Annotated in this window: 10 protein-coding genes and 1 pseudogene; 6 read left to right on the top strand and 5 right to left on the bottom strand. The window is 74.4% G+C overall.

The window, feature by feature from the left end; translation table 11 throughout:
• Positions 1-308: 308 nt before the first annotated feature.
• Positions 309-644, bottom strand: a complete 336-nt coding sequence (locus AB0E83_RS07990) for a YnfA family protein (protein ID WP_362107708.1) — start codon at positions 642-644, stop codon at positions 309-311.
• Positions 645-975: 331 nt separating this feature from the next.
• On the opposite strand from AB0E83_RS07990, the gene AB0E83_RS07985 reads away from it, so the two are divergent.
• The gene (locus AB0E83_RS07985; RefSeq protein WP_362107584.1) at positions 976-2,256 is read left to right on the top strand and encodes a serine hydrolase domain-containing protein; all 1,281 of its coding nucleotides are present in this window, start codon (positions 976-978) and stop codon (positions 2,254-2,256) included.
• Between the two features lie 128 nt (positions 2,257-2,384).
• Here AB0E83_RS07985 and AB0E83_RS07980 read toward each other — a convergent pair whose 3' ends face one another.
• Positions 2,385-4,379: a calcium-binding protein gene (locus AB0E83_RS07980; RefSeq protein ID WP_362107582.1), complete on the bottom strand. Its 1,995-nt coding sequence runs from the start codon at positions 4,377-4,379 to the stop codon at positions 2,385-2,387.
• A 505-nt stretch (positions 4,380-4,884) separates the two neighbouring features.
• Between AB0E83_RS07980 and AB0E83_RS07975 the strand changes: the two genes are divergently transcribed.
• A complete protein-coding gene (locus AB0E83_RS07975) occupies positions 4,885-5,685 on the top strand; it encodes a methyltransferase domain-containing protein (protein WP_362107579.1) in 801 nt (266 codons plus the stop codon).
• 98 nt (positions 5,686-5,783) lie between these two features.
• Positions 5,784-6,572, top strand: a complete 789-nt coding sequence (locus AB0E83_RS07970; RefSeq protein WP_362107576.1) for an NUDIX domain-containing protein — start codon at positions 5,784-5,786, stop codon at positions 6,570-6,572.
• Positions 6,573-6,661: 89 nt separating this feature from the next.
• Here AB0E83_RS07970 and AB0E83_RS07965 read toward each other — a convergent pair whose 3' ends face one another.
• Positions 6,662-7,195: a hypothetical protein gene (locus AB0E83_RS07965; protein ID WP_362107573.1), complete on the bottom strand. Its 534-nt coding sequence runs from the start codon at positions 7,193-7,195 to the stop codon at positions 6,662-6,664.
• A gap of 313 nt (positions 7,196-7,508) precedes the next feature.
• Between AB0E83_RS07965 and AB0E83_RS07960 the strand changes: the two genes are divergently transcribed.
• Both AB0E83_RS07960 and AB0E83_RS07955 read left to right on the top strand, forming a co-directional pair.
• Entirely contained in the window at positions 7,509-8,774 is a 1,266-nt protein-coding gene (locus AB0E83_RS07960) for a hypothetical protein (protein ID WP_362107571.1), read from the top strand.
• Positions 8,758-9,528: a hypothetical protein gene (locus AB0E83_RS07955; protein WP_362107568.1), complete on the top strand. Its 771-nt coding sequence runs from the start codon at positions 8,758-8,760 to the stop codon at positions 9,526-9,528. Before AB0E83_RS07960 ends, AB0E83_RS07955 begins: the two co-directional genes overlap by 17 nt.
• On the opposite strand, the gene AB0E83_RS07950 is transcribed toward AB0E83_RS07955, so the two are convergent.
• Positions 9,497-10,474: an aldo/keto reductase gene (locus tag AB0E83_RS07950; RefSeq protein WP_362107565.1), complete on the bottom strand. Its 978-nt coding sequence runs from the start codon at positions 10,472-10,474 to the stop codon at positions 9,497-9,499. The genes AB0E83_RS07955 and AB0E83_RS07950 overlap by 32 nt on opposite strands.
• 206 nt (positions 10,475-10,680) lie before the next feature.
• Here AB0E83_RS07950 and AB0E83_RS07945 point away from each other — a divergent pair.
• Positions 10,681-12,158: pseudogene (locus AB0E83_RS07945) on the top strand (alpha/beta hydrolase).
• Between the two features lie 39 nt (positions 12,159-12,197).
• Here the strand turns inward: AB0E83_RS07945 and AB0E83_RS07940 are convergent.
• Positions 12,198-13,094, bottom strand: coding sequence for a SigB/SigF/SigG family RNA polymerase sigma factor (locus AB0E83_RS07940; protein WP_362107563.1), 897 nt, complete (start codon positions 13,092-13,094; stop codon positions 12,198-12,200).
• Positions 13,095-13,281: the final 187 nt, after the last annotated feature.

Genomic DNA, 13,281 nt, shown 5'->3' with positions numbered 1-13,281 from the left:
CGGGTCGACCGGACCGATCGACCCGCTCGGCTCGATCGGTCCGCGGCGCCCGTGGGCGGCCTCCGCGAACCGGACACCGTCACCCTGGCCTGCTGCCCACACGTGCGCCACTCCCACCGTTGGATCGACCTCACCGTCGCGACGCCGGCCCGCGGGCCGCCGGATCCTGCCGGGAACCCGCAGGTCCCCGTTGCAGAACCGTCACTGCAAAGGCGTCACCGCACCCCAACGGCCCACCGCCGCGAGAGGTAGCGCCAGGACCCCGTACATCACCCGTCCCAGTGAAGGGGGGCCGGACCCGGGGGTGATCAGTGACCGCGCGGGGCGTACATGATGACGGCCATGCCGGCGAGGCAGACCAGAGCGCCGATGACGTCGAAGCGGTCGGGGCGGTAGCCGTCGGCGACCATGCCCCAGGCGATCGACCCGGCGACGAAGACCCCGCCGTACGCGGCCAGGATGCGGCCGAAGTCGTCGTCGGACTGGAAGGTGGCCACCACGCCGTACAGGCCGAGCGCGATGACGCCGGCGCCGATCCAGATCCAGCCCTTGTGCTCGCGGATCCCCTGCCACACCAGCCAGGCCCCTCCGATCTCGAACAGGGCGGCGACGGCGAACAGGGCGACGGAACGGGCGACGAGCACGGTACGGGTCCTTCTGGCGAGACAGGGCGAGCGGAGGCGGCGGGGGAGAGGAGAAGGGAGGTCGGCGAGCGGCGCGGCTCCCCCGGACGGGGCCCGTACGGGGAGGAGGGAGATCCGCGTCGTGCTCATGCGGCCCACGCTAGACGTTCGCCCCACCGCCCCCGTCGCCGCCCCGATCGGCGCGGTGACGGGAGCGCCGAAGCCTTCCCGCCGGGGGTTCCGGTACGCCGGGTGGCGCAGGAACGGGCTTCCGGACCGGCGCTCCGGGAGCCGCGCGCCGAAGCTGGACGGGCCGGCGCGTCCGTTCGCCGGCCCGTCCAGGAGGTTCCGCATGCCCCGATCCGCCCCGGCCCCGCACCCGTACCGGCCGCGCCGGGCCGCCGTCACCGCCCTGCTCCTCGCCGCCGCGCTGACCGGCCCCGTCCTCCCGTACGCCACCGCCGGCGAGCGGCCCGCCCCGCGCGCCGACGCCACCGGGCCCGCCCCCGCCGCCCCGTACGGCACCGGCACCTCGGAGCGGGAACTGCGGCGCGCCCTCGCCGATCTCGTCGCCGCTCCCGGCGGGCCGCCCGGCGCGATCGCCGTCCTGACCAGGGACGGCGTGCCCCGCGTCTACCGCGCCGGCACCGCCGAGACCGGCAGCGCCCGCCCGCCCCGCGCCCACGACCACATGCGGATCGCGAGCGTCGCCAAGGCGTTCAGCGGCGCCGTGGCCCTCGGCCTGGTGGACCGGGGCGCGCTGGAACTGGACGACACCCTGGGCGAGCGCCTGCCGCGCCTGCCGAGGGCCTGGCACGCCGTGACCCTGCGCCAGCTCCTCCAGCACACCAGCGGTCTGCCCGACTTCAGCCGCAGCGAGCGGTTCCAGGCGATCGTCCGCGCCGACCCCCGGCACCGCTTCGACTCCCGGCGCCTGCTGGACTTCGTCGCGGACCAGGGCCTCGCCTTCCCGCCCGGCAGCCGCTACGCCTACTCCAACTCGGACAACATCGCCGTCGCCCTGATGGCCGAACAGGCCACCGGACGGCGCTACGAGGACCTCCTGCGCGAGCTGGTGTACCGCCCGCTCGACCTCCGCGACACCAGCCTCCCCTCCGGCTTCCGGCTGCCCCGCCCCTTCCTCCACGGGTACGCCACGGCCCCCGGCGAAGAACCGGAGGACGTCAGCGAGGCGGTCAGCGCCTCCGGCGCGTGGGCCTCGGGCGGAATCGTCTCCACCCCGGCCGACCTGAGCGCCTTCATCGGCGGCTACACCGGCCCCACGCTGCTCTCCCCGCCCACCCGGCACGCGCAGCGCCGGTTCGTCCCCGGCGAGTCCCAGCCGGCCGGACCCGGCGAGAACGCGGTCGGCCTCGGCCTCTTCCGGTACGCCACCCGCTGCGGCACGGTCCTCGGCCACACCGGCAACACCCCGGGGTACACCCAGTTCGCCGCCGCCACCCGCGACGGGCGGCGCACCGTGACCGTCTCCGTCACCAGCCAGGTCCCCCTCGACCCCGCCCTGCTCGCCCGCCTGCGCGCGGTCGAGGAACGTTTCGTCTGCGCCCTCCTGGAAGACCGCCCCCACGGCGGATCCGGCGGACACGGCGGATCCGGCGGCCGAGGGGCCTGACCGCTGGATCGGCCACCGGCCGCACGGCCGGCCGGGCCGCCGCGGTGCGCCGCGACGGCCCGGAGCGTGATCGGGCGAGGGGGCAGGGGCACGACCAGGCGCGTTCGGGCGCGTGGCCGGGCGCGCGGTCAGGGGCAGCTGACGCGGACGTCGCCGGAGTCCGTGGTGCAGGTGTCCGTGTTGTACCCGCCGTTCGCCGTGTCGTTGCCGCCCACGCCGTCCACGGTGTTGAGCGAGTCGTAGCCGTAGTTGCCGAGCAGCGTGTCGGCGCCCGGGCCCCCGATCAGCGTGTCGTTGTGGTAGCTGCCGTCCGCCCGGTCGTTGCCCGGCCCGGCGTGGACCGTGTCGTTGCCGAAGCCCGCGTTGACGGTGTCGTTGCCGCTGAGGGCGCAGATCACGTCGGCGCCGTACGTGCCGTTGAGGGTGTCGGCGCCGCTGGTCCCGATGAGGGTGCACCCGCGGTTGTTGTTCACCGTCGTGGTGCGGCTCGCGGTGTTGTTGCCCGTCGCCGGGTCGGTCTGGGCCGCGGTGACCGTCGCCGTGTCCGTGAGGGTGCCGGTGCGCGAGGGCTCGGCGACGATCGTCACCGTGGCGGCGGAGCCGGAGGGGCCACCGACGGGGTTGAGCGTGCCGATCGCACAGGTGACCCGGCCCGGGACCGTGGTGCAGGTGCCCCGGTCGGTGGTGGCCGACAGGATGGTGGCCGTGCCCGTCAGGACGTCGGTGAGCTGGACGCTCGTCGCCGCGGTCGTGGTGCTGTTGTTCGTCACGCGCACGGTGTACGTGGCGGTGTCACCGATGCTGACCGCGCTCGGCCCGGTCTTCGTCACCGACACGTCCGCTCCGGCCGGCGGCTCGGTGCCGCCCCCGCCCAGGTAGCGGGCCAGCCCGCGGTGGGCCTCGAAGCTGCCGACGGTGCCGGCGAGCCCGGCGGCGACGATCTTGCCGTCGGCCTGGAGCGCCACCTGCGCGGCCGCGTCGTCGGGTCCGCCGAAGTCGGTGGTCACCCGCCCGTCGCCGCCGAAGTCCGGGTCCAGGCCGCCGCCGGTGTTGTACCGCGCCAGCGCGAAGTCGCCGTTGTAGTGGCCGGCCGCGACGATCCGGCCGTCGGACTGCAGGGCCACGCCCGAGGCGCCGCCGTCCTCGGGACCGAAGGACGTGATGACCCGGCCGTCGCCGTCGAAGCTCGGGTCCGGGGCGCCGCCGGTGGTGAACCGCGAGACCAGGAAGGCGTTGCCGTCCCTGCCTGCGACGACGATCCGGCCGTCGGACTGCAGGGCCACGCCCTCGCCGGACCCGGCGCCGGTGGTGACGATGCCGTCGCCGTCGAAGGTCGTGTCGAGGCCGCCGTCGGGGTTGTAGCGGGTCACGGTGAGACCGGCGGCGCGTCCGGCGGCGACGATCTTTCCGTCGGCCTGCAGCGCCAGGTCGTTGACCCCGTGGCAGCAGGTGGGGCCGAGGGCGGTGGTGACCCGGCCGTCCCCGCTGAAGGCCGGGTCCGGGACGCCGGAGGAGTCCCAGCGCACCAGCGACCACACGCCGTTGCTCGACCCGCCGGCGACGATCTTCCCGTCGGGCTGCACCACCACCGCCTCGGCGGTCTCGATCGCGTCGACGTCGATCTCGGTGAGCACCCGGCCGCCCTCGCCGAAGCTCGTGTCGAGACTGCCGTCGGGCAGGTAACGGGCCGCCGCCCACGCGCCGTTGCCGCCCCAGTCGGTGGAGCCGCCGACCGCGACGATCTTCCCGTCGGGCTGCAGGGCCACGCCCCGGCCCTCGTCGTTGTTGGCGCCGACGAAATCGGTGGTGACGACGCCGTCGCCGCCGAACGTCGTGTCCAGGCTGCCGTCGGGGTTGTACCGCGTCAGCGTGAAGTCGCCGGAGGTCTCGGAGGAGTAGCTGTCCCCGATGGTGACGATCTTCCCGTCGGGTTGTACGAGCACGTCCTGGGCGCCCGCGAAGCCGCCCAGGTCCGTGACGACCCTGCCGTCGCCGTCGAAGGCGGGGTCCAGATCGCCGGGGGCGGCCGTCGCCACCGCGGGCAGGCCGAGGACGAGCGCCAGTGCCGCGGCGCTCACCACGCCGGCGTGCCCGGCGCGGCGCCATGGGGTTTTCAGGGACATGCGTGACCACTCCGTCCGTCGGATCCTCTGCGGGGCCACAGCTTTCTGGCACGGCGTCAGGAGACCGACCCGCGACGGGCCGTACTGCGCCTACTGGACGGCGCCGCTCCACCCCCAGGGGTGAGCACCGCCGCACCCCCGCCGTCTCCCCGTCGTGCCCCGCCGGCTCGTCGGGCGTCGGCGTTTCGGCCACCCGAGCATCGGGCGCGAACCGCGCCCCGCACGGATCGATGCACGCGGAACGAACTCGCTTTCGCCTGCTGCCGGGGTTCGAACGCTGTCCGAATCGGATGTGCTCGGCACGGGGAACCGCGTCGTTGAGCTTTCCGCCCCGCCCCGCCCGGCCCGCTTGCTCTCTCCGCCCGTCCGCCCCGCCCGTCCGCCCCGCCCGTTCGGAAGCCGTGATGCGCCCTCGTCCCGCCCCTTTCCTCTCCCCGGCCCCCCGCCCGGCGCCGGACGGCCCGTACGTGGTCGACCGCCCCCGCGCCGGGACGGGACGGCGGCGATGACCGACTTCGCCGCGGTCGGCGCCGCGTATGCCGACCACTCCGCCGGCGCGCGCGGCCGGCTCCGCCACGACCTGGTCGAGCGCCGCCTCCGCGCCGAACTGCCCCCGACCCCGGTACGGATCCTGGACGCGGGCTGCGGGGCCGGCGAGATGACGCTGCGCCTCGCCGCCGCCGGACACCGTGTGACCGGCGCCGACCCATCCCCCCGCATGCCGGCCGCCGCGGCCGACCGCCTCGCCGAACGACCCGAACTCCGCGACCGCGTACGGCTGGTCGAGGCGGGAGTCGAGGACCTCCCGTTCGCCGAGGGGGAGTTCGACGCGGTCTGCTGCCACGGCGTGCTCATGTATCTGGCGGAACCCGGCACGGCGATCGCCCGTCTCTCCGAACTCGTCGCACCGGGCGGGCTGTTGAGCGTCCTGGCCAAGAACCGCCGTGCCATCGGAGTGCGTGAGGCCCTCACCGGCGACCACGGTGCGGCCCGCCGCCTCATCGAGAGCGACGCCGCCGCCAGCCCGGGCCGCCTCGGCCTGGAGACCCGCGGCGACACCGCCGAGGACCTCGACCGCCTGGCGGCCGGACACGGACTGACGCCGCTGCGCCGGCAGGGCGTGAGGATCTTCACCGACCACCCGGAGGACTGGGCGCCCGACCGGGACGCGTACGCGGCGGCGGTCGAGCTGGAGTGGGCCGTGTCCTGGCGCTCCCCGATGCGGGACATGGCGCACCTCGTCCACACCCTGGCCCGACGTCCCCGGGAAGGTCGCCGGGATCCTCACCGGTGTCCGTCCGCGTGAGGCGTTCCTCCCGGTGCGCCGTGAGATGCTCCTGTCCACGCCCGTGTACGGGGCAGCGGACCGGCGCCGAGCCGGACGACCGGAAGGTGAAGGAACCCATGTCGGACCCGCACGCCGTCGAGTTCCTCGACATCGCCCCCGGCCTCGACGGCGACGGCGACATCGGCGTCGGATTCGTCGAGGAGGCGCGTCCGGAACTCACCTCGTGGGAACAGAGCGAGGTGGAGCGCGCCTGGCAGGAGAGCCTGGCCCGCAACCCGACCGTGTTCGACGGGCCGGTCGCCGCCGTTCTCGGGGTCGACCGGCCGCCCGCCGGGCCGCTGTCGGTGCGGTGGGCGCCGATGCCCTACCGGTACCGGGCGCTGCGGCGTCTCCGTCCGCCCGGCCGCGTTCCCGGCTCCCTGTACGTCACCGTGCTCGTGCCGACGGAGAGCGGGCTCGTGGTCGGGCGCGGTTCGCCCGACACGGCGAACCCCGGCTGCTGGACGCTTCCCGGCGGAGCGGTCGAACCGCCCGCGTCCGACGGTGCCCTGGACGCGGCCGAGCTGCGCCGGCAGGCCGCCCGCGAGCTGCTGGAGGAGACCGGACTCCGTGTCCCCTCCGAGGAGTTGAGGCCGTGGGCCCTGACCCGGGGACGGCGGTTCGGCAGCCTCGGCTTCCACTTCCTGTGCCCCACCACGTCCGGCGAGCTCGTCCGCCGGCGACACGCGGCTCTCTCCCCGGCACGGGACGGCGGGGCACGGGCCGGCGCGGCGCAGGACGGCCACGGGACGGGGCCGGAGCTCGACGCGCTCGCTTTCGTCGCCTCGCCGGCGACGGCCGCCGCCCTGGGACCGACGGCGGACTACCTCCCCCAGCTCCTCCGCAGGTACTTCTCCTCCCCCTGACCGGCGGGCGCCGGCCGCTCAGGGGCGGAGGACGACCTCCCCGCCGGGCCGGAGGCGATCCCCGGCCCGGAACCACGCCCCGGGTCCCGTCAGTCGGGGAAGGAGAAGTAGAGCGCCTCGCTGTAGAAGGACGCGAAGTGCCGCTGCCAGTCGGCTCGGACCGAGGCGAGCCACTCGTCGTTCTGACCGGCGATCGCCGCCTCGGCCTCGGCGACGGCGTCGGGAATGTCCCCGGTCACCAGGCGCCGCACGCTCTCCGCCGGATCGTCGTCCGTCATCGAGACGATCTCGCCGGTTTCGAGGACGAAGTACTTCGCCCGCTGCTTCTCCAGGTGGGCCGTGGTCCGGGTGACGCAGTCGGCGAACTCGGCGTCGTCCGCCAGCCCCTCGCCGACCACGCGCAGGAGGTCGCGGAGCAGGGCCGCCCCCTCGGCGTAGTCCGCGGCGATGCCGATCGGAGGGTTCCAGATCATGGACGGGACGATCGTCGTCCCGCGCCCCACCAGGAGCTTGTGCGCGAGCGGGATGTCCCAGTTGTGCTCGGATATGCAGCGGATCCGCTGGGGGTTCTCCGCCTCGGTCGGCATCGAGTCGGCGGAGTAGAGATACGAACGGTTTGCCATGGCGGTGAAGCTAGCACCGGGGTCCGACAACGCCGCCGCCACCGAACCCCTCCCACAAGGCCGCGAGGCGAGGACGCCGGGCCGGTCGTCGCGGAAGCCGCCGGGGCCGAGCCCCTGCCCGTCGACGTGTCGCGGTGACGGGCGGGGCACCGGAACTCCGTTGCCCGTCGTCGAGCCCCCGTGAGAGCATCACGGTCCGGCGGTCCGCCTCCTTTCGTCTCCGCTTCACGACGGAGACGAAAGGAGACGGGCCGTTGCCATGTCCACGGTTTCGGGCGATCCATCGAGAACTGCGAAGGGCGGGTACCGTCTGATGTACGCGGCAGAGCCGGCAGAGGCCTGCGTCGAGGAGGCGGGGAACGTCCTGGTCGCGCCGTCGGCGTCGCAGGACGACGACGCGGTCAGGGACTTCTTCGGGACCGTGATCACGCCGGAGGAGCTGGCCTCCGGTTCGCTCGACCTCGCCGGGAGGACCGTCTACCTGTGGGGCGGCGCCTCCGGCGCCAGTGAGCGTCGACTGGAAGCGGCCGAGCGGGTGTTCGTGGTCCGTGAGCTGTCGGACGGCCGGCGCGGGGACGGTGACGGGCCTTGGCCCTCCGTCGGCCCCGGCCGCGTTCCCCTCCGCGCGCACGGCGCCGGCGTGTACTACCGCCGCTTCTTCGAACTCGGCGACGGCCTCTTCGGGCGGATCCGTGCGGAGCACGAGTTCCAGTCCCTGACGGAGTCCACCAAGCCGGGAACGGCCCACCGCAGCGGCATCTACCTGACGCCCGTCACGCGGAACGGCGACGAGCTGCGCTTCCGCCTGCTCCGGTGCTCCACGAACCTCTCCGGGCCGACCGAGAACTTCCGGCCGACCGACACCCGTATCGTCGAGGAGCTGAACCGCGAGGCCGCCGCCGTCTTCCGGAACCAGGCACCGCTCAATCACGTCCTCGCGCAGATCTACCACAACACCGCCGCCACGGCCGGACGCAAGCAGTCCAAGGCCAGGATCTCGTCCCACGCCGACAAGACCAAGGACATGCCCGTCAACGGCATCATGGCCTTCTGCACGTTCTACGACCGGCTCGACGGGCTGGAGCCCCTGGCCGACGACGCCTTCGACTACGGCGTGAAGGGCGTCAGCGGGCTGACCAGGCTCCACTTCCGCCTCAAGGAGCCGCTCGGGGAAGGGGAGCCGGCCGGGGAAAAGAGGCCGGTCGGAGGAGGGGACGGGGCCGGGCTTCCCGCCCGGTTCACCGTGACGCTCCACCCCGGCTCCGTGTTCCTCATGCCGCTGTCCACCAACCGCCTGTACACCCACGAGATCCGGCCCTCGGCGCTGGACGCCGAGCTGATCCCGACCCGCCTGGGGTACGTGGTGCGCTGTTCGAGCACCGAGGCCGTCCACAAGGACGGCCGCACGTTCCTCGAAACGGCGGGCGGGCGAGTGGAGTTGGGGCCGCCCACGGAGGACGGCATGGACGAGCTGCGCAGGCTGTACGCCGAGGAGAACCGGACCTCGTCCTTCGTCGATTACGGCGACGACTTCCTCTTCAGCATGAACACCGGAGACTACCGTGCCCCCCGAATCTAGGATCCCGGACGAGATCCTCTCGTACGCCCTGCCGGCCGAGGAGAACCTCTTCGCGGAACTGTCCGCGTCGGCCCTCCTGGAGGACACGGGCAAGGGCCGCCGCGGCGCCGTGCTCACCAAGGTCGACGAGACCGGCGGCGTGCCCCTCGTACGGACCACCACCCGCTACGCCGCGCCGGCGCAGCGCTTCCGGGCGGTGCACGAACGGCTGGCGCGGTGGATCGAGGAACGCGCGGCGCTTCCGGCCGGCTTCGACAACGCCCTCATCGAGAACTACACGAACGCCTGCGCCACCATGGGCAGCCACTCCGACCAGGCCCTCGACCTGGCCGACGACTCGTTCATCGCCGTCTTCTCCTGCTACCGGAATCCCGAAGCGGGCCCGCCGAGGAAGCTGGTCTTCGAACGGAAGGGGTGGGGCGGCGAGAAGTTCGAGATCCCCCTCGCCCACCACGGCGTCGTCGTGTTCTCCGTCGCGGCGAACCGGCGGCTCAGGCACAAGATCGTGCTGGACCCGGCCGCCCGGGCCGTGGACAACCCGTGGCTGGGCGTTACGTTCCGGACGTCGAAGACCCTCGTCCGGTTCCGTGACGGACGGGCGTACCTCCCGCGGGGCGCGCGCCTCACGGTGGCCGACGACGCGCAGAGCCGCGAGTTCTACCGGATGCGGCGCCGGGAGAACGACGAGACGGACTTCGTCTACCCCCCGCTGACGTACACCGTCAGCGAGAGCGATCTGATGCCGCCCGTCTGACGGGGGCCCGGTGGGCGGAGTCGAGCAGGGCCAGGTCCTCCGCGGACAGCCGCAGACCGCCCGCGGCGACGTTGGCCGCGAGGTGGGCGGGGTCGCCGGTGCCGGGGATGGCCAGCAGGTGGGGGCCCTGGTGCAGGGTCCAGGCGAGCCGGACCTGCGAGGGGCTCGCGCCGTGGGCGCGGGCGACGGTCAGGACCTCCGCGGGCTCGGCGGAGGCCGCTCCCTTCTCCCGGCCGCCGGCGGCGATCGCGTAGAACGGCACGAAGGCGACGCCCAGTTCGCCGCAGCGGCGCACGAACGCCTCGTCCTCCGGCCGCACTCCGATCCCGTACATGTTCTGCACGCACACCACGGGCGCGATCCGCCGTGCCTCTTCGAGGTGTTCGGGCCTGACGTTGGACAGGCCGAGGTGGCGGATGAGGCCGGCCTCGCGGAGTTCGGCGAGGGCGCCGAAGCGTTCGGCGACCGGATCGGGGCCGACGATCCGGAGGTTGACGACGTCGAGGTGGTCGCGGCCGAGCTGGCGCAGGTTCTCCTCGACCTGGGCGCGCAGCGCCCGCGGGGTGCGGGCGTGCGCGGCCCACGCGCCGGAGGCGTCGCGGGCGGGGCCGACCTTGGTGGTGATGACGAGGTCGTCGGGGTAGCGGCCGCCGGGCGCGAGGGCGCTGTTGATGAGCTCGTTGGCGGAGCGCAGCGGCGAGAAGTAGAAGGCGGCGGTGTCGATGTGGTTGACGCCGAGCTCGACGGCCCCGCGCAGCACGGCGATCGCCTGGTCGCGGTCCCTCGGGACGGCGTGCTCGACCAGGGCCTCGCCGGTCTGCGGCAGCCGCATGGCGCCGAAGCCCATGCGGCGGACGGTCCGGTCGCCGAGCGTCCAGGTCCCGGACGCCTCGGCGGTGGGGGAGGGGGCGCCGACGGCGGTGGTGTCGGTGTGGTGTGCGGTCATGCCGAGGATGATCTCCCGGCGTGCGCCCGGACGGAACCGGCACGTTCCCGGCCCGGCGGACCTCCGTCGGCCGGGCCGGGCCGGGGGCCGCCCCCACCCCGTACCGGCCCGCCTCCCGGATGGAGAGCCGACGCACCGTCAACAAGGCTGTACGCATGACGACTTCGGCAGCGCTCGCCCTCACCGCCCTCGCCTCCGTCGCCCCCATGGCGCCGGTCCCTCCTCCGGCCCCGGCGACCGTGTCCGTCCCCGCCTCCGCCTCCCCTTCTCCCTCCGCCTCCGCCCTCTCCCCGTGGTCCCCCTGCGGCCCCGCCGGTCTCGGCCAGGAGTGCGCGGTTGACCGTTCCGCTCGACCACGCCGAGCCCGGCGGCCGACAGGTCCGGCTGGCCGTGGCCCGGATCCGTGGCACCGCGCCCGAGGCGCGCCGCGGCACGCTGTTCGTCGTGCCCGGCGGGCCCGGCAGCTCCGGGGTCCAGCGGCTGACCGCGAAGGGCGAGGCGCTCGGCGGGCAACTGGGCGGGACGTACGACCTGGTGGCGTTCGACCCGCGCGGGGTCGGCGGCAGCGTGAAGGCGCGCTGCGGGCTCGCCGCCGAGGACCGCCACCTGGTGACCCTGCGCGCCTGGCCGGCCGGCGACGGCTCCATCGGCGAGAACGTCGGGCGTTCCCGCCGGGTCGCCGCCGCCTGCGCCGCGCACGGCGGCGCCGAGCTGCGCGGCCTGACCACCGCCAACGAGGTGCGGGACATGGACCGGCTGCGGGCGGCGCTCGGCGCGGAGCGGGTCTCCGTGTGGGGCGTCTCGTACGGCACGTACGTCACCGCCCGGTACGCCCAGGAGTTCCCGCACCGCACCGACCGCGTCGTCCTCGACAGCAGCGGCGACCCGGACCCGAGGACGGTCGCGCAGGGCTGGCTGCGGGCGATGGCGTACGGCACGGAGCTCAGGTTCCCCGACTTCGCGGCCTGGGCGGCGCGGCCGGACCGGGCGGACGCGGGGCCGCGGCTCGCCGAACGGCCCGAGGACGTCCGCCCGCTCGTCCTCGGCCTCGCCGCCCGCCTGGACCGCGCGCCGAAGCCGACGACCACCCCCGGGGTGCCGCTCACCGGGAACCTGCTGCGCCAGGCCCTCCAGAACGCCCTCTACTCCGACGCGCAGTTCGCGGACCTGGCCCGGCTGATCCGGCAGGCCCGCACCCCCCGGCGAGACGCCCGTGCTGCCGGCCGCCCTCACCGGCCCGATGCCCGACGAGGACGCGGCCGTCACCATCGGCGTCATCTGCAACGACGTCCGCCGGCGCGGTTCGGTCCCCTCCTACGAGCGGGCCGTCGCCGCCGGCCGCGCCGCGCACCCGCTGACCGCGGGCATGCCGGCGAACGTCACGCCCTGCTCCTTCTGGAAGGGCGGCCCGGCGGAGAAGCCGGTCCGGATCACCGGCGACGGGCCGTCCGGCATCCTGATGATCCAGGGCCTGCGCGACCCCTCCACCCCGCACGCCGAGGGCCTGAAGATGCGCGCGGCCCTCGGCGACCGCGCCCGGCTGGTCTCCGTCGACCACGGCGGCCACGGCATGTACCTGGCCAACGGCAACGCCTGCGGCGACCGGACGGTCACCCGCTTCCTCCTGACGGGCGAGCGCCCGGCCGCCGACATGACCTGCCGGGACTCCGACGCCGCCCCGTGACCCCGGACCGCCCTCCGGGCGGCCGGCGGGCCGAGGTCCTCAGCGGTCGGCCGCCCCGGCCGCCGCCCCGGCGCCCTCGGCCGTCGTGTCGTCGGTGAGGAGGCCGGTCCTGAGTTCGCCGAGGATGCGGGCGAGGATCCGGGAGACGTGCATCTGGGAGAGGTGGACGCGGCGGCCGATCTCGGCCTGGGTCAGTTCCTGGCCGAAGCGGAGGGAGAGGATCTCGCGGTCCCGGTCGTCGAGATGGGCGATCAGGGGCTGGAGGGATTCGAGGTCGTCGATCAGGTCGTAGGCGGGTTCGGTGACGGCGGTGCGGCGGCCCGCGGTGCCCTCCGGGGCGTGCGCGTCGTCCTCGGCGTCGCCCACGGGGGCGTCGAGGGAGCGGGCGCTGTACGCGTTGGCGGCCAGCTCGGCCTCGGCGACCTCCGCCTCGGACAGGTGGAGCCGGTCCGCCAGCTCCGCGCGGCTGGGGCGGTGGCCCGAGGTCTGTTCGAGCGCGTCGGCCGCCCTGGCCAGGTCGATGCGGAGTTCCTGCATGCGGCGGGGGACGTGGACGGACCAGCCGGTGTCGCGGAAGAAGCGTTTCATCTCGCCGACCACGGTCGGCAGCGCGAACGTGGAGAAGTCGACGCCGCGGCCGGGGTCGAACCGGTCGATCGCCTTGATCAGGCCGATGGTGCCGACCTGGACGATGTCCTCCATCGGTTCGGGGCGGGTGCGGAAGCGGCGGGCGGCGAACTTGACCAGGCTCAGGTTCAGCTCGATCAGGGTGTTGCGCAGATAGGCGTGTTCGGGGGTGCCCTCGTCGAGCTCGGCCAGTCGTTCGAACAGTGAGGCGGACAGGGTGCGCGCCTCGTGGGTGGAGACCTCTGTCGGGCGCTCCGGTGCGGACAGGCCGCCGAGCGCGCGGCTGCGGATGGTTCGGCCGGTGGTCATGGGACTCCTTCCGCGGTTCCGGCGGATCGGCGTCGCCCGGGGAGGCCGGACGCGGTCCGACAGTGGAATGTCCCTGCAAGCGTCGGTCGGAGGTGGGGTGATCACGGAGAGGGCCTCCGCGGATCGGGATCGGGACCGGCCCGGTCGGCCGGAAGGGCGTACTCCAGTTTCCGCCTGTCGGACATAT

Origin of the sequence: Streptomyces sp. NPDC035033, assembly GCF_040636735.1 — a bacterium.
Taxonomy (GTDB): domain Bacteria; phylum Actinomycetota; class Actinomycetes; order Streptomycetales; family Streptomycetaceae; genus Streptomyces.
Note: the sequence above shows the minus strand (reverse complement) of the source record. Positions and strands in the feature narration are given on the sequence as shown.

Bases quoted from the DNA above. Each gene is read 5' to 3' on its own strand.
- AB0E83_RS07985 (WP_362107584.1), top strand. From the start codon at position 976: ATGCCCCGATCCGCCCCGGCCCCGCACCCGTACCGGCCGCGCCGGGCC.
- AB0E83_RS07980 (WP_362107582.1), bottom strand. From the start codon at position 4,379: ATGTCCCTGAAAACCCCATGGCGCCGCGCCGGGCACGCCGGCGTGGTG.
- AB0E83_RS07975 (WP_362107579.1), top strand. From the start codon at position 4,885: ATGACCGACTTCGCCGCGGTCGGCGCCGCGTATGCCGACCACTCCGCC.
- AB0E83_RS07970 (WP_362107576.1), top strand. From the start codon at position 5,784: ATGTCGGACCCGCACGCCGTCGAGTTCCTCGACATCGCCCCCGGCCTC.
- AB0E83_RS07965 (WP_362107573.1), bottom strand. From the start codon at position 7,195: ATGGCAAACCGTTCGTATCTCTACTCCGCCGACTCGATGCCGACCGAG.
- AB0E83_RS07960 (WP_362107571.1), top strand. From the start codon at position 7,509: ATGTACGCGGCAGAGCCGGCAGAGGCCTGCGTCGAGGAGGCGGGGAAC.
- AB0E83_RS07950 (WP_362107565.1), bottom strand. From the start codon at position 10,474: ATGACCGCACACCACACCGACACCACCGCCGTCGGCGCCCCCTCCCCC.
- AB0E83_RS07940 (WP_362107563.1), bottom strand. From the start codon at position 13,094: ATGACCACCGGCCGAACCATCCGCAGCCGCGCGCTCGGCGGCCTGTCC.